The organism is Streptococcus sp. SV2 (genome assembly GCF_030440175.1).
GTDB classification, from domain to species: Bacteria; Bacillota; Bacilli; order Lactobacillales; family Streptococcaceae; genus Streptococcus; species Streptococcus raffinosi.
Genome location: NZ_JAQFJQ010000006.1, coordinates 33772 through 55395, shown reverse-complemented (window position 1 = coordinate 55395; position 21624 = coordinate 33772). Strand labels below are relative to the sequence as shown.

Below are 21624 nucleotides of genomic sequence, written 5' to 3'. Positions count from 1 at the left end.
GAAGGATGAAAGGACATCCTATAACCATCAAAATTATACAAGAAAAGGAAGAAAAATGTCACAACAAGAAGAAATGAAAAACCTCACTCTCCTAGGTAATAAGGAGACACCTTATATTTTTGAATATTCTCCACAAGTCTTGGAGTCTTTTGATAATCGTCATACTGATAATGATTACTTTATCAAATTCAACTGTCCAGAATTTACCTCACTTTGTCCGATTACTGGGCAACCTGACTTTGCCAGCATCTATATTTCTTATATTCCAGACCAGCTCTGTGTTGAGTCTAAATCATTGAAGCTTTACCTCTTTAGTTACCGTAATCACGGAGATTTCCACGAAAATTGTATCAATACCATTGGTAAGGATTTGGTGGAGCTTTTGAATCCTCGCTACCTTGAGGTGTGGGGTAAATTTACACCTCGTGGTGGTATTTCAATTGATCCTTATTATAATTACGGTCGTCCAGAAACTAAGTATGAAAAAATGGCAGAGCAACGCCTTTTTAATCACGACCTCTACCCAGAAAATATTGATAATCGTTAATATTGTCCGAAGCCTTCTATAACTGTGAAGGCTTTTTCTGTTAGCGATTTTTGCATTTCGAAAGAGTATGAAATTTTTACAAAACTTACACACAATTTCCATTAAGATATTAGGGGGTGTAATCCTTTTATTAAAAACTTCTATTCATAAAATAATTTGACATTCAAATAAATATTACTTAACATAATATTGTAAACGATTATAAATGTATTGGTATTGTCTACCGTCGAGAATCAGATAGTTCAGTTGTCGCTAATAAATGGTTGAATAGTGGTGTTCGTGAATTGCTTATGAATCCTAATACGACTCAAGCTGCAGTAGTTTACGTCATTGCTGGAGATGGTACTTATTACTGGACTTTGAATTACCAATAATATGATTTTCAATCAAATATCCTAAAAGAGGAAAGAGTCTGAGACTAATCTTGGACTCTTTTTCCCTTATCCATTGAACGATTAAGGATTCATTGTGGTATAATAGAGCCTAGAAAGAAGGCGACAATATGCAGGTAAAGAGAGTTCAGGATTATATCTCTAAAGAGTGGTTTGATGAAACAGATGGCTCTTACTTTGAACGACTTAACAGTCGGATACAGGTGCTTGTAAAAAAAGATTATCCTCTTGTACAAGGACATGATTTTATTAGCAATATCAGTCTTTTGGATTATAGATTGGTTTTTCTTGATGAAATCATTGCTAGTGCCAATGAAAAGAACGAGCATGTACGTGAGACGGTACATGATGTGACCAAAAATTTGTTGTATGAGTATCAGGACGTCCAGGAACAATTGGATAGTCGGATTACTTTTGGTCAAAAAGTTGCGGATGAAGTGGCACGATTTGGTGGATCTTGGACTTTTATCTTGTCGTTTATAGCTTTTATGGGGATTTGGATGGCACTAAATGTCATTCAACCATTTGGAATTTCTTTTGACAAGTATCCATTTATCTTGCTTAACTTGGCCTTATCAACCTTGGCGGCGGTTCAAGCACCATTGATTATGATGAGCCAGAATCGTGCTTCGGATTATGACCGTTTGCAAGCCCGAAATGACTATCATGTGAATAAACAGTCTAAGGAAGAGATTCGTTTTTTGCATGAAAAGATTGATCACTTGGTGCAACAAGACCAGTCTGATTTGCTTACCATTCAAAAATTGCAGACAGAAATGATAATGGCGGTTAGTCAACAAGTGGAGAAGATGTCAGATGATATTCGAATGATGAAGGAAAAAGGATTAGAAAGGGAGATTCATGGAGACGAATCAAATTGATTTAGTTATCGTAACAGGAATGAGTGGTGCAGGTAAGACTGTGGCGATTCAATCCTTTGAGGATTTAGGTTACTTTACCATCGATAATATGCCACCTTCATTGGTGCCTAAGGTTATTGAGTTGGTAAAACATAGTGAACAGACCTCTAAGATTGCCTTAGTTGTTGACATGCGTAGTCGATTGTTTTTCGACGAGGTAAATGTCATTTTAGACAATTTGGAAAGTAATCAGGAACTTAATTTCAAGATTCTTTTCTTGGATGCCACAGATGGTGAATTAGTTTCTCGTTATAAAGAGACACGTCGTAGCCACCCCTTGGCTGCAGATGGTCGTGTGTTGGATGGGATTAAGCTTGAACGTGAGCTCTTATCACCACTTAAGAGCTTGAGCCAAAACGTTGTAGATACAACTGAAATGACCCCACGTCAGCTTCGTAAGACCATTTCTGAACAGTTTTCATCTACAGAGGATCAGACTTCTTTCCGTATTGAGGTCTTGAGTTTTGGTTTCAAATATGGCTTGCCTTTAGACGCAGATTTGGTATTTGATGTGCGTTTCTTGCCAAACCCTTATTATGATCCTGCTCTTCGTAACCAGACTGGTCTGGATCAAGAAGTTTATGATTATGTTATGGAACACAAGGAATCAGAGGTGTTTTACAGTCATTTGACTCAACTTATTAAACCAATCTTACCGGGTTACCAAAAAGAAGGTAAATCTGTTCTCACTATTGCTGTTGGTTGCACAGGTGGCCAACACCGCAGTGTAGCTTTTGCACATCGATTGGCTCAAGAGTTGAAAAATGATTGGACGGTCAACGAAACACATCGTGATAAAGATCGACGTAAGGAGACGGTGAATCGTTCATGAACAAACCAAAAATTACAGTAATAGGTGGAGGAACTGGTATTCCAGTCATTCTTCGTAGTTTGCGCCATAAAGATGTTGATATTACTGCTGTTGTAACCGTGGCTGATGATGGCGGTTCTTCAGGAAATTTACGTGATATCATGCAACTGACACCTCCAGGGGATTTGCGTAATGTTTTGGTAGCTATGAGTGATATGCCTAAACTTTATGAACGTGTTTTCCAATATCGTTTTGACAAAACTGATGGTGCATTGGCTGGTCATCCTCTTGGGAATCTTGTTATCGCAGGAATTTCAGAAATGCAGGGATCTACATACAACGCTATGCAGCTTTTAACCAAGTTCTTTCATGTGACAGGCAAGATTTACCCTGCCAGTGAAACAGCCTTGACACTGCATGCGGTATTTCGTGATGGACATGAGGTCGCTGGTGAGAGTAGTATTGCCAAGTATGATGGCATGATTGAACGTGTTTATGTAACCAATGCTTATAATGAGGATGAACCAAAAGCAAGTCGTAAGGTTGTTGATGCTATTTTAAATAGTGACATGATAGTCCTTGGCCCTGGTTCTCTCTATACATCTATTTTACCTAACTTAGTTATCCCTGAGATTCGTCAAGCGCTTATTGAGACTAAGGCTGATGTTACTTATATTTGTAATATCATGACTCAATATGGTGAAACAGAACAATTTTCGGATGCGGACCATGTGGCTGTGCTTAATCGACATCTTGGCTCTGATGTGATTGATAATGTTCTGGTAAATATCGAAAAAGTTCCATTGGAATATATGACGAATAACAAGTTTGACGAATACCTTGTTCAAGTTGACCATGATTTCAACAGTTTACGTCGTGAAGCAAAAACAGTTGTCTCATCTAATTTTCTTCGCCTAGAAAATGGGGGTGCCTTCCACGATGGTGATTTAGTCGTTGAAGAACTCATGCATTTAGTGAGGAAGAAGTCATGAGTTTCACAATCAAGGTTAAAGAAGAGATCATTGCTGAATCAACCAAAGATAAGGCTGAATTGTCAGCTTTGATTAAGATGTCTGGTTCTGTAGGTTTGACCAATCAAGGGCTGACACTTTCTATCTCGACAGAGAATGCAAAGATTGCTCGTCACATTTATCAATTAATGGAGAGTCGCTATCATATTGCCCCTGAATTAAGACACCATAATAAGACTAATCTCAAGAAAAATCGTGTCTATACGGTTTTTGTAGCGGACCAAGCCAATGATATTTTGTCTGATTTACAATTGGCGGATTCTTTCTTTGGCTTTGAGACAGGGATTGAGACGTCAATAATGGAAGACGATGAGACCGGAAGGTCTTATTTACGAGGGGCTTTTCTGGCAACAGGAACGGTACGTGACCCTGAAAAAGGACGTTATCAATTAGAAATATTCTCTGTTTATCAGGACCACGCAGAGGATTTAGCCTCTCTCATGAAAAAATTTATGCTTGATGCCAAGGTTTTGCAACATAAAAATGGCTTTGTGACCTATCTTCAAAAAGCAGAAGATATTATGGATTTTCTTCTTGTCATTGGAGCCATGACTTCAAAGGAAATTTTCGAAGAAGTTAAGATTATGCGAGAGACGAGAAATGACCTCAATCGAGCTAATAACGCTGAAACGGCTAATATCGCTAGGACTATCAGTGCTAGCATGAAAACAATCAATAACATTATCAAGATTATGGATACGGTTGGCTTGGAAATTTTGCCGGCTGAACTGCGTCAAATTGCCCAACTCCGTATTGCCAATCCAGATTACTCAATCCAGCAAATCGCTGATAGTATTGAACCGCCTTTGACCAAAAGTGGTGTCAACCATCGTCTCAGAAAAATCAATAAAATTGCGGACGATTTGTAAGTAGAAAGGAAGCTTTTATGGCTTGTACAACGATTTTAGTAGGTAAGAAAGCCTCATATGATGGCTCTACCATGATTGCCCGTACTGAAGACTCTCAATCAGGTGTTTTCACACCTAAAGAGTTTCTTGTAGTAACACCCGAGGACCAACCACGTCATTACCAATCTGTGCTTAGCGATTTTTCGATTGATTTGCCAGATAATCCATTAGGTTATACTTCCGTACCAGATGCCCTTGGTAAAGATGGTATATGGGGAGAAGCCGGTATTAACTCAGCGAATGTTGCTATGAGTGCAACGGAAACAATCACAACCAATGCGCGTGTTCTTGGTGCGGATCCTCTTGTTAAAGATGGATTTGGCGAAGAAGATATGCTGACTCTGGTTTTACCTTATATTAAGACTGCTCGTGAAGGTGTTCTTCGCTTGGGACAACTCCTTGAAACTTATGGAACTTATGAGTCAAATGGTATTGCTTTTTCTGACACTGAAGAAATTTGGTGGCTAGAAACAATTGGTGGTCACCATTGGATTGCTAGACGTGTTCCGGATGATGCTTATGTTACCAATCCAAATCAACTAGGTATTGATCATTATGAATTTGAAAATCCAGATGACTATCTCGCTTCACCAGATATTCGTGACTTTATTAATAAGCATCATTTGGATTTGACTTATTCTAACGAACACTTCAATCCACGATATGCCTTTGGTAGCCAGCGAGATAAGGACCGTCATTACAATACACCACGTGCTTGGGCTATGCAAAAGTTTTTGAATCCAGAAAAGGAGTATGATCCAAAATCATTCTTCATTCCATGGGGTCAAAAACCTTACCGCAAAATTACAGTTGAAGACGTTAAATATGTTTTGAGCCTTCATTATCAAGACACCCCTTATGATCCTTATGGCCCTCAAGGTGATGCTGTTAGTCAACGTCAATTCCGTCCAATTGGTATTAATCGTACGAGTCATACAGCTCTCTTGCAAATGCGTCCTCATAAACCTTCTGAAACGACTGGTATCCAATGGTTAGCCTATGGATCAATGCCTTTTGGAACCATGGTACCATTTTGGACTCAAGTTGGTACAACGCCTGCTTACTTCCGTCAAACAACTGATAAGGTTGACACAGGCAATTTCTACTGGAGTAATCGCTTGATTGCTGCCATCTGTGATTCTCATTTTCAACATCACGAAGCTGATTTGGATGACTATGTCGAAACAACTATGGCTCTTGGCCATGCCATGATTAATCGTGTCGATACGGCTTTGGCAAATGGTGAGAGTATTGATTTTGAAGCTGAAAATCAAAAAATTAGTGACCAGATTCAGTCAGAAACAGATAAACTATTGGCAAAAGTCTTAGATGATGCTAGCAATTTAATGACCAACCGATTCTCAATGAGTGATTAGACTTATCAAAAAAACCTTTCCATAAAAAATGGAAAGGTTTTTTAGTGCTTTAACTATGGCTATTTTCTTCATCAAGCCTAGATAGCAGTTGATAAAGCATAATGAAGAAGAAAAGATTAATTGAAATAAGAAGGCCTGAAGCCCAGGGAAAATCACTTTCTAAATTTCGAAGAGGTGAGTTCCAAGCAAAATGAGCGGCAAAAGCACCACAGGCATAAAGGAAGCCAGTAAGGCAGTATTTTTGATCAATAATCTTTCGACATGAACGCCATATTAAGATTAAGCCCATAGCAAAGAAGGACGTATAAAGCCAGTGAGATGATACGACACCAATACTGCGGCCAAGGATTCCCGAAATCGTATAAGAAAAACCATCAGGTAAATCTGAAAGGATATAGGAGAAATCTTCACTAATCTGAAAACCTAGACCAGCTGTTATAGCAACAAGTAAGAGCCCTTTGTAACTTTTTGTTGGTACCATATAGATAGCAAAGAGAAAAGCTGCTAGTTTGAGAGGTTCCTCAACAAGAGGAGCCATAATAGCATCTTCAAAACGATAGAAAAAATGTTTCGAAGATAGGTGGGCCGTTACCCATTCATGAGAGAAGGTATTGGCATAACCTGCTATCCATCCCGTGATAAAGAGACCACCAATTAGGGCAAAAGCTAGCACAAGTGGTCTAACCTGCCATTTTTCACCTAAATGATAAATAAGAAATAAAGCTGGAACGATATAACATAGTGCAATGAGTGTTGATAGCCCAATGATACCGTAAGCTGAACCAGACAGAGCACCTGAAGTGTATGATTGGGTATCATAAGTCAGGCCAATGGCTGAAAGTAACAAAAAAATATACAGGGTTAATTTTCGAAACATGTATAACCTACTTTCCAAATGATACTTCCAGTATAACAAATAATTCATTTACACCGAAATATTTCAATTTTTTTATTTTAGGACTTGCAAAATAAAAATAGTGTGATATACTTAACCAGTAAACTATTAACTGGTTAAGTATTTTTTGAAAGGATTATTATGAAAAAGAAACGTATTTTTGGCCTAGCAGGCCTAGCAGCGATTGTTCTAGCAGCAGGTGCAGGTATTTATTATACGACTAGCCAACATAGTTCAAAAGACAATGGTGATATGAAAGTCGTTACAAGTTTTTATCCCGTTTATGAATTCACCAAGCAGGTTGTTGGTGATGAGGGAGAGGTGTCTTATCTTATTCCTGCAGGAAGTGAAGCCCATGATTTTCAGCCTTCTACGAAGAATGTCGCTGATATTGAAAAGGCTGACACTTTTGTCTATCTAAATGAAAATATGGAAACATGGGTTCCAAAGGTTGAAAAAACCATTAACACCAAACATACTAAAGTCATTAAGGCAAGTAAGGGTATGGTTCTTCTTCCTGGTATTGAGGAAGAAGAGCATGAGCACGGGGAAGAAGGTCATCACCATGAGTATGATCCCCATCTCTGGCTGTCACCAAAACGTGCTCAAAAGTTGGTAGAAACCATTAGAGATGGTTTGATTGCGCAACACCCTGACAAGAAAGCGGTGTTTACAACAAATGCAGAGAAATACCTTAAAAAATTACAAACCTTAGATAAAGAGTATACCGAAGCACTCAGTCAAGCCAAACAGAAGAGTTTCGTAACACAACACTCAGCTTTTGCTTATCTAGCCTTAGATTACGGTTTGACACAAGTGCCAATTTCAGGTGTTTCTGCTGAGTCTGACCCATCGGCTAAACGTATTGCTAGTCTTTCTAAGTATGTCTCAGAATATAACATTAATTATATCTACTTTGAAGAGAATGCTTCAAGTAGTGTTGCTAAGACCTTAGCCAATGAAGTAGGTGTTAAGACAGCAGTTTTAAATCCGATTGAATCTTTAACCAAGGATCAGTTGAAAAAAGGTGAAAATTATGTCAGCATCATGAACGAAAATTTAAAAAATCTTCGTTTGACTACTGATGTTGAAGGTAAAGCCATTCAACCAGAATCTGGAAGTGATGATAAGAAAACAGTCCAAAATGGCTATTTTGATGACAAAGATGTTAAAGATAGAAAACTAACTGATTGGTCAGGTGATTGGCAATCTGTTTATCCTTACCTTCAAGATGGTACTTTAGACCAAGTATTTGAATACAAATCTCTAATGAACAAGGATAAAACAGCACAAGAGTATAAGGATTACTATACTAAAGGGTATCAAACAGACGTTTCTAAAATTTCGATTGATGGTAAGAAAATGACTATGACTTTCACTAAGACTGATGGAAGTAGTGTGACACATACTTATCGTTATGACGGCTATAAGGTTTTGACCTATGCTTCTGGTAAGAAAGGTGTTCGCTATCTTTTCACAGCTACTGACAGTCAAGCGGCGGATAATCCTTACCAATATGTCCAATTCTCAGACCATCAAATAGATTCAACAACTTCAGCACATTTCCATATTTTCTTTGGAAATAGCAGTCAAGATGAGATTCTAAAAGAGATGGATAATTGGCCAACTTACTATCCAGCAAAACTCAGTGGCTTTGATATCGCACAAGAAATGATCAGTCACTGATACTATTAAATCACTCATATTTTGAGTGATTTTTCTTCTTTAAAAAATCTTTCATTTTTAAACTCTTAGAAAAATAGCTTGTGCAATAATTTTAAAATAGAAGATTTAAACAAAAAAATTTTTCTAAAAAATCATGAAAAAATTAAATTATTACTACTTTTTTTCATTCTTTAGTGGTACAATAATATTACGATTTTCAGATGACCAGGAGAGACCCATGAACCAGTATTTAGTAGCGATACACTATATTCAACTGCTGCAAGCAGAACTCGATATTCTTAATCATGATGCACGATTACTTTTTGATTTAAAGATTGACCCTAATCTTGCCAAAAGAGAGCTTGCTGACCTAAAAGTATCCCTGTCTAAATTATCTGATAAAAATCTTTATATTGAAGGAACTATCTGGTACCAGCCAAGTTTATTCACGATTATCGATCAAAATTTAGGAGTTATTGATGATTGGCTAAAGGACATAGATGACTTCTTTGCATTTACCTATGCAACAACAGTTTATACAGTTTTGAAAGAAAATGAAAATCGTAGTTATGACCTATTGCTTGGTCTCTATAGACGCCTAGAATATATTGTTTCAGAAATAAAAAGTTGCCGCTAGCTTGCTAACGGCTTTTAGTTTACCCTGATAGAATCATATTAATCTATTAAGTAGATATAACATACATTTAAAATACCAAATAATTTGACAAAATCTTCAAATATGTGTAAAATAAAATTTGAAAATACTCTAATAAAAAGAACTAAAGATTAAAGGAAGATAATAACGAAGTGAGTAATCAGGGGTTGAAATGGGGTTCTTTTTGTAAATATTATTTGGTGAGTCTTGCTTCACTAAGCCTTTTATGTTTTGCGTTCTATGGTCTTTATTCTCTAAATGAACTCTTCCCATTGTCTTTAGACAAGACTTCAGGCTTGGAAATTAAGCATTATTCTGGTCAGTCATCTTCTACAGATAAAAAAGATGGCATTTATAAAGTCCAAGACTTTAGTGGCCAAACTAAGAGTTATGATGTTGATTTGCATGTATCAAATGAAGGGGATAAGGTTGTTCAAACCTACATCTTCGAGTATAAGAAATGACATCTCGTGAAAAAAACTCACAAACGAATAGTTTGTGAGTTTTTTTGTATTATATTTTACCAGAGTCCTAATACTTTTTGCATGAGCAGGGATGCAAGACTAATCAATACCCAACAGAGCCCCCCAACTAGTAGAGCGGATCCGCCTTTGGTAATGAGTTTCTTAAGATTTGTTTGGTAACCGATAGCTGTCATTGCCATGATAATCATAAACTTTGAAAGGTTCTTTAAAGGAGCAAAAACAGTAGCGGATGCGCCAAGAGACGTTGTAACAGTTGTAATGAGAGAAGCCACTAGGAACCAGATAATAAAATTAGGAACAGCTTTGATTAGAGAAAATGACTCTTTTCTATCTTCCTTTTTTGATTGCCAAATAGATAGGCCAAGTGTAATAGGAATGATTGCAAGAGTACGAGTTAACTTAACAATTGTTGCTTGCTCTAAAATCGATGTTCCGTGCAAGCTATCCCAAGAACTGGCAGTGGCAGTTACAGACGAAGTATCGTTAACGGCTGTTCCAGCAAATATGGCGAATCCTTCATTACTAAGGCCTAGCCAAGATCCCAAGTGAGGGAAGAACAGAGCCGCTAAGATATTAAAAAAGAATATTACCGAGATTGCTGTGGCTATGGATTCATCTTTCGCTTTGATGACAGGTGCTGTTGCAGCAATAGCAGAACCTCCACAGATTGAAGAACCAACTCCTACTAAAGTAGTAATTTCGCTATCTAACTTAAATAACCGGTGAATGATATAAGCTGTACTGAGTGCCGTAGCAATGGTGACTAAAATGATAGGAAGTGAGGTTAAGCCAACTTGGAAAACTTGAGAAAGGTTTAGCCCAAACCCTAGAAGAATAACAGCGTATTGTAATACTTTTTTGGATGTGAACTGTATCCCAGTTTTAAGTTTTTCAGAGTCTGTAATTAAACTGCCAAACAAGAGTCCAATGAAAAGGCCAATGACAGGCCCTCCGATAATAGGAAATAATATTCCAAGATACCAGGCTACAAGCGAAATAAGTATTGCAATACTTATACCAGGTAAGAATGATTTGATTTTCATTTTTTCATCTCCTTAAAAATTGCCTTCATTATATCTTATTATTTAGGCTATGTAAAGGTGTTATTAGGGCTTGTTTTTGGGGGAAAACCATCTCTATAACTTGCTAAGGGTCTTTTTTTCTGATAGAATAGTATTAAAATATTATAATGGGAAATCTTAAGAAGGAAGGCTATATGTATCGTCATTTAAAGAAGTATTTGATTTTTATTGTGGGAGCTTTTATTTGTTCATTATTTTTAGTCTTAGCTTTTACAACCGATAGAAAAAATGATAACAGTGTCAACGCTAAAGCTGAAGCTGCTTATAACCAAACGACTACTGCTTTTATTGGTAATATCGGTGAAACTGCGAGACAAATTGGTCAAGACTATAATATCTATGCTTCTGTTCTAATTGCTCAAGCTATTCTTGAATCGAATTCTGGGCAGTCAGGTCTTAGTCAAGCACCTTATTACAACTTTTTTGGAATTAAAGGAACTTACAATGGAAACTCGGTAACAATGCGTACTTGGGAAGATGATGGTACAGGGAAGACTTATGAGGTTGATCAGCCGTTCCGTTCTTATGGTAGCTTGAGCGACTCTTTGGCGGATTATGCTGCTTTGATGACGTCATCTACTTATGCAGGTACTTGGAAATCAAATACAAGTAGTTATGCAGATGCCACTCAGGCACTGACAGGGACTTATGCTACAGATAGTCTTTACGCTTCTAAATTAAATAGCATTATTGCATACTATGGTTTGACTGCCTATGATCAAGCTCCAGTTACCCAAGCAACTGGTTCAACAAGTGGCCTTGTTTGGAACAGCTATAGAGGCTCATACACAGATGCTGATACCTTATCTATAGATGAAGCTTGGGCAAGCTATAAAAATTATAAATAATGATGAGAGTCGAAAGGCTCTTTTTTGTGCTTTCAATTGGATAGTTTTGGCGATAAAAAGTCCCCAACATTATGTGCTGGGGACTAACATCTATTAGTTGTCAAAAGTGACTTCTTTAACGAGGTTATCAAGGAATTTTTCTCCCATTTTAGAGAGGGTTGCCTTTTCATGCTTCAAGTAAACAATATCAATTTCATCATCAATATCAAGCGGGATAGAGACAATGTTATCACCATTCAGATTACTATTTAAAATACCTGTAGCAATGGTGTAACCATCCAAACCAATTAATAGGTTGAAGAGTGTCGCGCGGTCTGAAACCACGATAGACTTTTTATGGGGAATCTGCGAGAGAATCTCTTCGGAATAGTAGAAGGAATTATGAATCCCTTGATCGTAACTAAGGTATGGGAAGTCTTCTAAATCTTCTAAAGAGACAATTTCATGCTTGGCTAATGGATTTGATTTGCTGACAAAGATATGAGGCCTAGCTTTAAAGAGACTGGTATATGTGAGACGGTTGTCATCAAACATCTTAGTCAAGACGTCACGATTATAGCTATTAAGAAAGAGGACGCCGATTTCTGATCGAAAGTTCTTAACGTCTTCAATGATTTCATAAGTGCGAGTTTCACGTAAGAAGAGCTCATAACGTGTCATATCAGCTCTCTTGAGAAGTGAGACGAAGGCATTAACCACAAAGGCATAGTGTTGTGAAGAAACACTGAACAATTCACGTGTTTCGGTATGACTTTTGTAACGTTCTTCCAAAAGGTTAGTTTGTTCCACTACCTGACGGGCATAGGAAAGGAACTCGACCCCATCCTTGGTTAAGGTGATTCCCTTAGGGTTACGGATGAAAATATCAATCCCCATTTCTCTTTCCAAGTCACGAACAGCATTTGAAAGACTTGGTTGTGTGATGAAAAGTTGTTTTGCAGCTTCATTCATTGAGCCGGTTTCGACGATTTTGATAATATAATGTAATTGTTGAATTCGCATAGCCTTATTATAGCATATTTTAAGGATTATTCCTTAGGATAAGAGGCGAGTAAAAAGTCTTTTTAGGACTATACCAATTTTTATGCTTGACAATGTCAAATATATGGAATATACTGTCCTCGTTAAGCTTTTTAAAGAGCTTATTGACTATACCAATTTTAAATGAAGGAGACATGACCTCTTTGATCTGAGGTTATTATTAAAAATATGTGTGGAATTGTTGGTGTTGTAGGTAACACAAATGCAACTGATATCTTGATTCAAGGACTTGAAAAGCTAGAATACCGTGGTTATGATTCAGCTGGTATCTTTGTAGCGGGCGATGCATCTAGTCAATTGGTTAAGGCTGTTGGCCGTATTGCGGAACTTGCTGCTAAAACTGAAGGAGTAGAAGGCACATCTGGTATTGGACATACTCGTTGGGCAACTCACGGTAAACCAACAGAGGACAATGCTCACCCACACCGCTCAGAAACAGAACGTTTCGTTTTGGTTCACAATGGTGTTATTGAAAACTATCTTGAAATTAAGGAAGAATACCTTGCTGGTCACCATTTCAAAGGTCAAACCGATACTGAAATTGCAGTTCACTTGATTGGAAAATTTGTTGAAGAAGATGGTTTGTCAACTCTCGAAGCATTCAAGAAAGCTCTTCACATTATCCGTGGATCATATGCCTTTGCCCTCATGGATTCTGAAGATGCCTCAACAATTTACGTGGCAAAAAACAAATCACCACTTTTGATTGGTCTTGGTGATGGCTATAATATGGTCTGCTCAGATGCCATGGCTATGATTCGTGAAACAAATCAATATATGGAAATTCACGATCAAGAGTTGGTTATCGTGAAGGCGGATAGTGTTGAAGTTCAAGACTATGATGGAAATGTCAAAGAACGTGATAGTTATACAGCTGAGCTTGACCTTTCTGATATTGGTAAAGGAACATACCCATACTATATGCTCAAAGAAATTGATGAGCAACCAACAGTGATGCGTAAGCTTATTCAAGCCTATACAGATGATAAGGGTCAAGTGATTGTGGATGCTGATATTATTAAGGCTGTTCAAGACGCTGACCGTATCTATATTCTTGCAGCAGGAACTTCTTATCATGCTGGTTTTGCTTCTAAGAAGATGCTTGAAGAATTGACTGATACACCAGTTGAGCTTGGTATTTCTTCTGAGTGGGGTTATGGTATGCCACTCCTTAGCAAGAAACCTCTCTTTGTCTTTATTAGTCAATCAGGTGAAACAGCAGATAGTCGTCAGGTTCTTGTTAAAGCTAACGAAATGGGTATTCCAAGTTTGACAGTAACAAATGTTCCAGGTTCAACGCTTTCTCGTGAAGCTGACCATACAATGCTTCTTCACGCTGGACCAGAAATTGCTGTCGCTTCTACTAAAGCTTATACTGCTCAAATTGCAACTTTGGCTTTCTTGGCAAAAGCAGTGGGCGAAGTTAATGGTAATGAAAAAGCTAAGGCCTTTGACTTGGTTCACGAATTGTCTCTCGTGGCTCAATCTATCGAATCAACACTTTCTGAAAAAGAAGTTATTGATGGGAAAGTTGCCAACCTTCTTGCAGAAACACGTAATGCATTCTATATCGGACGTGGACAAGATTATTATGTGGCTATGGAAGCTAGTCTTAAATTGAAAGAAATCTCATATATCCAATGTGAAGGTTTTGCAGCAGGTGAGTTGAAACATGGTACAATTGCTCTTATCGAAGATGGTACGCCTGTTATCGCTCTCTTGTCTGATCCAGTCCTTGCTAGCCATACTCGTGGTAACATTCAAGAAGTAGCAGCACGTGGTGCTAAAGTCTTGACTATTGCGGAAGAAAATGTCGCTAAAGAAGATGATGACATCGTTCTTAACAACGTTCATCCATATTTGTCACCAATTTCAATGGTTGTACCAACTCAATTAATTGCTTATTTTGCAACGCTTCATCGTGGACTTGACGTTGATAAGCCACGTAACTTGGCTAAGTCAGTTACTGTTGAATAAAAATGCCAACACCTCTGATTTTTCTAGGAGGTGTTGTTTGTTTTTACTCTTGCGTAATTACTCATTCTAAAGTAGAATAATAGCTATATCAGAATTTTTAGGAGAGAAATATGTCACTACCAAATTGTCCCAAATGTAACTCAGAGTATGTTTATGAAGATGGTATCTTGTTAGTCTGTCCAGAATGTGCCTATGAGTGGGATCCAAACGAGGTTGCAGAAGAAGGGCTTGTGGTTCTTGATAGCAACGGAACACGTCTTACTGATGGTGATACTGTCACAGTTATTAAAGACCTTAAGGTTAAGGGTGCTCCCAAAGACATCAAGCAAGGAACACGTGTTAAAAATATTCGCTTAGTTGAAGGTGACCACAACATTGACTGTAAGATTGATGGTTTTGGTGCTATGAAACTTAAATCTGAATTTGTCAAGAAAGTCTAAAATTAGTGCATAGGTAGGTAAGCCTAAATATTTACAATTGCTAATATTAGCTAAGTCTTTGAGGAGTGAGGCTGGGGACTCAAGTTCATTACAATGAGTTCGGCCTCTCTCCTTTTAGTATTTTCAAAATTTTATACCCTTTTTTCGTTTTTTTTGGTATAATATTCAAAAATACTAAATAATTATAGGAGTTTATATGTCATACGTTTTGGAAGTATTACCAGCCCTTTTGAATGGTGCGGTAGTTACACTTCAAGTATTTTTCATTGTTATCGTACTGTCGATTCCATTAGGGATTGTGCTTGCTTTCTTAATGCAGATTAAGTTCAAACCTTTAAATTGGTTGTTGACCCTCTATGTTTGGATTATGCGTGGGACACCGCTCCTTTTGCAACTGATATTTGTGTATTATGTTCTTCCGAGTGTTGGGATTGTCTTTGACCGTCTACCAGCTGCCATTATTGCTTTTACCCTTAACTATGCAGCTTATTTTGCAGAGATTTTTCGTGGAGGAATCTTGGCTATTCCGAAAGGTCAATATGAAGCTGCCAAGATGCTTAAATTGAGTCCTTTCCAAACGATTCGCTACGTTATCCTTCCTCAAGTGGTCAAGATTGTTTTGCCAAGTATCTTCAACGAAATTATTAACTTGGTTAAAGATTCATCATTGGTTTATGTTCTTGGAGTCGGAGACCTCCTTTTGGAAAGTCGTACCGCTGCCAATCGTGATGCGACCTTAGCACCTATGTTTGTGGCTGGAGCTATCTATCTTATCCTTGTTGGTGTGGTAACTGTAGCTTCTAAACGTATCGAAAAGAAATTCAACTACTACAAATAGGAGACCTTATGTTAGAATTAAAAAATATTTCCAAGCAATTTGGTCAACACAAAATTTTTGATAAATACAACTTAACTGTTGAAGAGGGGAAAATCCTAGCTATCGTTGGACCATCTGGTGGTGGTAAGACCACTCTTTTGCGTATGTTAGCGGGACTTGAAACCATTGATTCTGGGCAAATTATCTATGAAAATGAAGAGATTTCTTTGGATCAGATGGAAAGTCGTAATTTGCTGGGCTTTGTTTTCCAAGATTTTCAACTGTTTCCGCACTTGACTGTCTTAGATAACCTGATGCTTTCGCCAATTAAGACGATGGGAATGTCTAAAGAAGATGCCCAGAAAAAAGCCCAAGGTTTGCTTGACCGTTTAGGACTTGGAGCTCACGGAAATGCTTATCCTTACTCTCTTTCTGGGGGACAAAAACAACGGGTTGCTTTTGCGCGTGCCATGATGATTGATCCCAAAATCGTCGGCTATGATGAACCAACCTCAGCGCTGGACCCTGAATTGCGTCAAGAAGTGGAGAAATTGATTTTGCAGAATCGTGATACAGGGATTACGCAAATTGTTATCACTCACGATATGCAGTTCGCACAGAACATCGCTGATGAGATTGTCACTATCAATCCAAAATAGTGAGGATTTTGCATGAAAAAAATAGTAAAAACAGTTTTGCTAGGCTGTCTTGTTCTCTTGCCTTTGTTTGCGCTATCAGCTTGTAGCTCGCGCTCACATTTTGCAACTCAGAAAGACCAGTGGCAAACCTACACCAAAGAAAAGAAAATCAAAATTGGTTTTGATGCAACCTTTGTTCCTATGGGATATGAGGAGAAAAATGGTAGCTATGTCGGTTTTGATATTGATCTTGCTACCGCAGTTTTTAAATTGTACGGTATTGATGTTGAATGGCAAGCCATTGACTGGGATATGAAGGAAACAGAATTAAAAAATGGGACAATTGATCTCATTTGGAATGGCTACTCAGTTACTGATGAACGTAAGCAGTCAGCAGACTTTACGGAACCTTATATGATCAATGAACAAGTACTGGTAACCAAAAAATCTTCAGGAATTGATTCTGTTGCAGGAATGTCCGGTAAGACCTTAGGTGCTCAGGCAGGTTCCTCTGGTTATGATGCTTTCAATGCTTCTCCGAAAATTTTGAAGAATATTGTTGCTAACCAAAAAGCAGTTCAATATTCAACCTTTACACAAGCCTTGATTGACCTGGAGAGTGGACGTATTGATGGCTTGTTGATTGACCGTGTGTACGCTAATTACTACCTAGAGAAATCAGGGGTTCTGGATCAGTATAACGTTATGCCTGCTGGGTATGAGGGTGAAAGCTTTGCCGTAGGTGCCCGTAAATCAGATAAGACTCTAATCACAAAAATTAATCAAGGATTTGAAACCCTTTATAAAAATGGAGAATTCCAAAAGATTTCTAACAAATGGTTTGGCGAAGATGTTGCCACAGACCAAGTTAAAGGGGAAAAATAAGATGATAACAACATTCTAGAAGGGATGTTGTTATTTTTTACGAAAAATACTTGAAATAAAACAAGTTATATTTTATACTATTGTTAGTTTATAAACTAACGAAGGAGCAAGCATGGGATATTTTGATTATTCAAGAGAGCCACAAAGTGATATTGCTTTTGTAGATATGAAATCTTTCTATGCGAGTGTGGAGTGTGTTGAACGTGGTCTGCATCCTCTTAAAACTTCTCTATGTGTGATGAGTAGGGCTGAAAATGCGAATGGTTTGATACTAGCTTCTTCACCCATATTTAAAAAAGTTTTTGGCAAGTCAAATGTTAGTCGTTCTTATGACTTACCTTTTGACATTCATTCTCGTAAGTTTCATTATTATAATGCCAAAAAACAAGGACTGCCAACGGATAGGGATTTTGTAGATTATATCGAATCTTGGGCCAAGGTTACCTTTATCGTCCCTCCTAGAATGGACCTTTATATCAAGAAGAATATTCAGATTCAACATATTTTCCAGAATTATGCTAGTGTTGAAGATATTCTTCCCTACTCGATTGATGAGGGTTTCATTGATCTCACATCGTCACTGAATTACTTTATTCCCGATAGGACTGTTACTAGAAAAGATAAGTTAGATATGATTTCAGGGCGTATTCAAAGAGATATTTGGAGGGAGACAGGTATTTACTCAACAGTTGGGATGTCTAACAGCAACCCCTTATTGGCCAAGTTAGCTCTTGATAATGAAGCCAAACATACGGCTACTATGAGAGCCAACTGGTCCTATGAAGATGTCGAGACTAAGGTTTGGAATATTCCCCATATGACCGATTTCTGGGGGATTGGTAAGCGGATGGAGAAGCGGCTAAACAAGTTGGGAATTTTCTCTATTCGAGAACTTGCGAATAGCAATCCTGATATCCTTAAAAAGGAATTAGGTGTTGCTGGACTGGACCTCTTTTTTCATGCTAACGGTATTGATGAGAGTAATGTTCATAAACCTTATAAACCAAAGTCACATGGCTTAGGAAATTCTCAAATCTTACCACGAGACTATGAGCGTCAAGCTGATATAGAATTGATTCTAAGAGAGATGGCAGAACAGGTAGCCATTAGATTAAGACGAGCCCATAAGAAAGCTTGTCAAGTTTCCATTAGCATTGGATTTTCAAAGCTAGAGGGCAAGCGTTCGCTACAAGCACAGATGAAGATTGAACCTGCTAATAACACAAGGATATTAATAGGACATGTCATTTCACTCTTTAGGAAGAAATATCAAGGAGGGGCTGTTCGAAGTGTGAGTGTCTCTTATGCAAATTTTGTAGATGAAGGGCTTCAAATTCTTTCTTTATTTGATAATCCAGATGACATTGATAAAGAAGAAAGGCTTCAAGCAGCTATAGATAGTATTCGCCAGGAATTTGGCTTTACTACTCTTCAAAAGGCTAATGCTTTACAAGAGGCCTCTAGGAGCCTTGCTCGTAGTAAGCTTATTGGTGGACACTCTGCTGGAGGATTGGATGGCTTAAAATGATAGACCGTAGTTATCTCCCCTTTCAATCAGCTAGGGAGCACCAGGATAGGGGAATGATGAAGTGGATGGGCTTTTTCTTGTCGGAACACACAAGTTCCCTACATGAAGATAAGACTAAAGAAGATTTTACGAGTCATTTGGAGGATTTGGAGAAATTTACCCTATTAAACCAGCTTTATACGGGACAATTATTGGGAAGTTTTCAGATGAAGGATAAAAATAGATGCTGTAGACATAGTGGCTATGTGGTTGAATTGAATCTTAATCAAGTTACGGTAAAATCTGACAAGCAGCATATACGGATTTACATTAAGGATATACTAGAAATTAGCTTGGGAGTTGAAGCCATAAATGAAGAAGAGAAAAATTTATGACGATAAGCTTCAGATTGACTATTTTTCTGATAGCTATTTAAAATTTGAAGAAGATTTTTATCGCTATTCTGCTATGGATATACCTCTGACCTTCTTGACGGATGACATTTTAAGAGAAATGGCAATCAGTCAGAAGAACTATTTTTTATTGAATAAAGAGAATGCTAGGGATGGACGCAACCATTATTTCCATTTTGAGGTCAGCCTTCTGGATTCTAGAACACTTGTAAGAAAATACAAGTATCTTGGAAATGATTGATTGGTACAAAGGGCTTTCACGAAAATTTCTAGATGGTAGAGAAAAAATATTATAAGCGTTGACATTTGTTGTGCAAGTGCTACAATGAAAGTGTTAAAGTTCTTATATGGAGGTAACTAAAATGAGAGCAGTTGTTGTTAATAATGAAGGTACAGGAGTAGAAGTTGTTAATCATGACAAACCAGCGGTAGTAGGACATGGTCAAGCTTTGGTTAAAGTGGAATATTGTGGTGTCTGTCATACGGACCTTCACGTAGCTCATGGAGATTTTGGTAAGGTTCCAGGTCGTATCTTGGGACATGAAGGAATTGGTATTGTCGAAGAAGTGGGTGAAGGCGTTGAAACACTTAAAAAAGGCGACCGTGTGTCAATTGCTTGGTTCTTTGAGGGATGTGGCCATTGTGAATATTGTACAACTGGTCGTGAAACTCTCTGTCGTTCTGTAAAAAATGCAGGTTATAATGTGGATGGTGGTATGAGTGACTATGCCTTGGTTACAGCTGACTATGCTGTGAAAGTTCCGGAAGGACTTAACCCAGCTCAAGCTTCATCTATTACTTGTGCAGGAGTCACAACCTATAAAGCGATTAAAGAGGCTAAAGTTGAACCTGGTCAATGGGTTGCAATCTACGGTGCTGGAGGACTAGGTAACTTGGCTATTCAATACGCTAAGAAAGTGTTTAATGCACGAGTAGTAGCTGTTGATATCAACCAAGATAAACTTGATTTGGCTAAAGAATCTGGTGCTGATTTAGTTGTAAATGGTAAGGAAGTTAAAGATGTGGCAGGCTATATCCAAGAAAAAACTGGTGGTACTCACAGTGCAGTTGTAACAGCTGTTTCTAAAGTTGCTTTCAACCAGGCTGTTGATAGTGTACGTGCCGGTGGGACAGTCGTTGCGGTTGGTCTACCATCTGAATATATGGAGCTCTCAATTGTCAAAACAGTTCTAGATGGTATCCGTGTTGTTGGATCTCTTGTAGGTACACGTAAAGACTTGGAAGAAGCCTTTGACTTCGGTGCACAAGGTTTGGTAGTACCGGTTGTTGAAACCGTTCCTGTTGATACAGCGGTAGAAGTCTTTGATCAAATGGAAAAAGGTGAAATTCAAGGACGTAAAGTATTGGATTTCACTAAGTAAGCAAACATCTTTATATGCTATCCTGACTATGTGAAGAGTCGAGTGGTGTAAACTTGAACTGATACTAGAAAGTTAGACAAATAATTTAAGTGAAGGATTTAGTTCTCTACTATATAGGACTAGGTCCTTTTAGTTTTACCTTAATTCGTTTGTTGTTGTAATATGTACTGTTCTCAAAAAGATAGACAAAATTTTATTCATTTGAAAAGTAGTAAAAAAGTTATATAATGATTTCGTAAATAAAGAGTTAAAGAATATTATCATTTATAACAAGGAGTATGAAATGGATTCTACCAACTTGGACTCGGAACTATTCATAGAGTTTAAATCACGTGGGAAACGATGCCAACTTTTATATATATCCGATAGCCATAGTGAAGGGTTATATGAGATTGTTTCTACTGAACGAGAACGTCTTGCTATGTGGCTTCCTTGGGTGGATGAAATGAAAAGTATTGAAAATGAAGAAGCGTTTATAAAGTATGCACGAGAAAAAATGGAGCGCAATGAGTTATTTATGTTAACAATTTGCGTCAATCAGAAACCAGTAGGGATGATAGATATACATAATATTGATTCACAAAAATATCAAGCCGAAATTGGATATTGGATATCAGAAAAATATGAAAATCAAGGTTTTGTAAAGCAGGGATTAAAAGAATTAATAAAAATCATTCCATCCAAATTTAAAATTGATAAGCTTTTGATTTATATAGATGTAGATAATGTTAAAAGTAAGTTTATACCGATCAGTTTAGGTTTTAAAAAGGAAAGCGAAATTTCCCAATTCGAGTTCTATAATGGATCCTATCATGATTTTGAAATTTATGGGCTAAATGTCAATGAAAGAAATATAGCAAATGGTTAAAGTGAAATTTTTACAAAGAAAGAACTATCTGAGTGTTTTGA

General features: G+C 37.6%; 23 protein-coding genes and 1 pseudogene. 20 read left to right on the top strand and 4 right to left on the bottom strand.

What is annotated here, in order from left to right:
- Window positions 1-55: 55 nt before the first annotated feature.
- The 6 genes from queF (at window position 56) to PCY14_RS04895 (ending at window position 5985) form a co-directional block, all read left to right on the top strand.
- Entirely contained in the window at window positions 56-547 is a 492-nt protein-coding gene (queF, locus tag PCY14_RS04920) for a preQ(1) synthase (RefSeq protein ID WP_003097375.1), read from the top strand.
- Between the two features lie 502 nt (window positions 548-1049).
- Window positions 1050-1820 carry a DUF1003 domain-containing protein gene (locus tag PCY14_RS04915; RefSeq protein ID WP_008534784.1) on the top strand — a complete coding sequence of 257 codons (771 nt, stop codon included), beginning with the start codon at window positions 1050-1052 and terminating at the stop codon, window positions 1818-1820.
- Window positions 1801-2691: an RNase adapter RapZ gene (rapZ, locus tag PCY14_RS04910; protein WP_008534782.1), complete on the top strand. Its 891-nt coding sequence runs from the start codon at window positions 1801-1803 to the stop codon at window positions 2689-2691. The genes PCY14_RS04915 and rapZ overlap by 20 nt, the downstream gene beginning before the upstream one ends.
- Window positions 2688-3662 (top strand): YvcK family protein, encoded by a 975-nt coding sequence (locus PCY14_RS04905; protein ID WP_060933769.1) that lies wholly within the window; start codon window positions 2688-2690, stop codon window positions 3660-3662. The genes rapZ and PCY14_RS04905 overlap by 4 nt, the downstream gene beginning before the upstream one ends.
- Complete coding sequence (whiA, locus tag PCY14_RS04900; protein ID WP_021145244.1) at window positions 3659-4570, top strand: DNA-binding protein WhiA; 912 nt, start codon at window positions 3659-3661, stop codon at window positions 4568-4570. The genes PCY14_RS04905 and whiA overlap by 4 nt, the downstream gene beginning before the upstream one ends.
- Window positions 4571-4587: 17 nt before the next feature.
- Entirely contained in the window at window positions 4588-5985 is a 1398-nt protein-coding gene (locus tag PCY14_RS04895; RefSeq protein ID WP_021151793.1) for a C69 family dipeptidase, read from the top strand.
- Between the two features lie 49 nt (window positions 5986-6034).
- On the opposite strand, the gene PCY14_RS04890 is transcribed toward PCY14_RS04895, so the two are convergent.
- Window positions 6035-6862, bottom strand: coding sequence for a PrsW family glutamic-type intramembrane protease (locus PCY14_RS04890; RefSeq protein ID WP_021145246.1), 828 nt, complete (start codon window positions 6860-6862; stop codon window positions 6035-6037).
- A 159-nt stretch (window positions 6863-7021) separates the two neighbouring features.
- Between PCY14_RS04890 and PCY14_RS04885 the strand changes: the two genes are divergently transcribed.
- From PCY14_RS04885 to PCY14_RS04875, 3 genes are all read left to right on the top strand, one after another.
- Entirely contained in the window at window positions 7022-8566 is a 1545-nt protein-coding gene (locus PCY14_RS04885) for a zinc ABC transporter substrate-binding protein AdcA (RefSeq protein WP_021151795.1), read from the top strand.
- A gap of 217 nt (window positions 8567-8783) precedes the next feature.
- Complete coding sequence (locus PCY14_RS04880; RefSeq protein WP_008534771.1) at window positions 8784-9182, top strand: hypothetical protein; 399 nt, start codon at window positions 8784-8786, stop codon at window positions 9180-9182.
- Between the two features lie 170 nt (window positions 9183-9352).
- A complete protein-coding gene (locus PCY14_RS04875) occupies window positions 9353-9664 on the top strand; it encodes a hypothetical protein (protein WP_042771815.1) in 312 nt (103 codons plus the stop codon).
- Window positions 9665-9720: 56 nt separating this feature from the next.
- On the opposite strand, the gene PCY14_RS04870 is transcribed toward PCY14_RS04875, so the two are convergent.
- The gene (locus PCY14_RS04870) at window positions 9721-10728 is read right to left on the bottom strand and encodes a YeiH family protein (RefSeq protein ID WP_164376184.1); all 1008 of its coding nucleotides are present in this window, start codon (window positions 10726-10728) and stop codon (window positions 9721-9723) included.
- Window positions 10729-10901: 173 nt separating this feature from the next.
- Here PCY14_RS04870 and PCY14_RS04865 point away from each other — a divergent pair, with 173 nt between their 5' ends.
- Window positions 10902-11615 (top strand): glucosaminidase domain-containing protein, encoded by a 714-nt coding sequence (locus PCY14_RS04865; protein WP_301363218.1) that lies wholly within the window; start codon window positions 10902-10904, stop codon window positions 11613-11615.
- A 93-nt stretch (window positions 11616-11708) separates the two neighbouring features.
- Here PCY14_RS04865 and PCY14_RS04860 read toward each other — a convergent pair whose 3' ends face one another.
- Entirely contained in the window at window positions 11709-12617 is a 909-nt protein-coding gene (locus tag PCY14_RS04860; RefSeq protein ID WP_301363217.1) for a LysR family transcriptional regulator, read from the bottom strand.
- Window positions 12618-12824: 207 nt separating this feature from the next.
- Between PCY14_RS04860 and glmS the strand changes: the two genes are divergently transcribed.
- From glmS to adhP, 9 genes are all read left to right on the top strand, one after another.
- Complete coding sequence (gene glmS, locus PCY14_RS04855; protein ID WP_301363216.1) at window positions 12825-14633, top strand: glutamine--fructose-6-phosphate transaminase (isomerizing); 1809 nt, start codon at window positions 12825-12827, stop codon at window positions 14631-14633.
- A gap of 110 nt (window positions 14634-14743) precedes the next feature.
- A complete protein-coding gene (locus tag PCY14_RS04850) occupies window positions 14744-15073 on the top strand; it encodes a zinc ribbon domain-containing protein YjdM (RefSeq protein ID WP_021145256.1) in 330 nt (109 codons plus the stop codon).
- A gap of 196 nt (window positions 15074-15269) precedes the next feature.
- Window positions 15270-15911, top strand: coding sequence for an amino acid ABC transporter permease (locus tag PCY14_RS04845; protein ID WP_002888525.1), 642 nt, complete (start codon window positions 15270-15272; stop codon window positions 15909-15911).
- An 8-nt stretch (window positions 15912-15919) separates the two neighbouring features.
- Window positions 15920-16549, top strand: coding sequence for an amino acid ABC transporter ATP-binding protein (locus PCY14_RS04840; protein ID WP_293922251.1), 630 nt, complete (start codon window positions 15920-15922; stop codon window positions 16547-16549).
- A gap of 12 nt (window positions 16550-16561) precedes the next feature.
- A complete protein-coding gene (locus PCY14_RS04835; RefSeq protein ID WP_301363215.1) occupies window positions 16562-17413 on the top strand; it encodes an amino acid ABC transporter substrate-binding protein in 852 nt (283 codons plus the stop codon).
- Window positions 17414-17525: 112 nt separating this feature from the next.
- Window positions 17526-18941 carry a Y-family DNA polymerase gene (locus PCY14_RS04830; protein WP_301363214.1) on the top strand — a complete coding sequence of 472 codons (1416 nt, stop codon included), beginning with the start codon at window positions 17526-17528 and terminating at the stop codon, window positions 18939-18941.
- Window positions 18938-19315, top strand: coding sequence for a hypothetical protein (locus tag PCY14_RS04825; RefSeq protein WP_301363213.1), 378 nt, complete (start codon window positions 18938-18940; stop codon window positions 19313-19315). The genes PCY14_RS04830 and PCY14_RS04825 overlap by 4 nt, the downstream gene beginning before the upstream one ends.
- Window positions 19293-19574, top strand: a complete 282-nt coding sequence (locus PCY14_RS04820) for a DUF5960 family protein (protein WP_037612973.1) — start codon at window positions 19293-19295, stop codon at window positions 19572-19574. The genes PCY14_RS04825 and PCY14_RS04820 overlap by 23 nt, the downstream gene beginning before the upstream one ends.
- Before the next feature lie 121 nt (window positions 19575-19695).
- Window positions 19696-20715 carry an alcohol dehydrogenase AdhP gene (gene adhP / locus PCY14_RS04815; protein WP_301363232.1) on the top strand — a complete coding sequence of 340 codons (1020 nt, stop codon included), beginning with the start codon at window positions 19696-19698 and terminating at the stop codon, window positions 20713-20715.
- 109 nt (window positions 20716-20824) lie between these two features.
- On the opposite strand, the pseudogene PCY14_RS09875 reads toward adhP, so the two are convergent.
- Window positions 20825-20881, bottom strand: a pseudogene (locus tag PCY14_RS09875) (IS3 family transposase); the annotation flags it as partial.
- Between the two features lie 117 nt (window positions 20882-20998).
- Between PCY14_RS09875 and PCY14_RS04810 the strand changes: the two are divergent.
- Window positions 20999-21583, top strand: coding sequence for a GNAT family protein (locus tag PCY14_RS04810; protein WP_301363212.1), 585 nt, complete (start codon window positions 20999-21001; stop codon window positions 21581-21583).
- The last annotated feature ends 41 nt before the right edge of the window (window positions 21584-21624 follow it).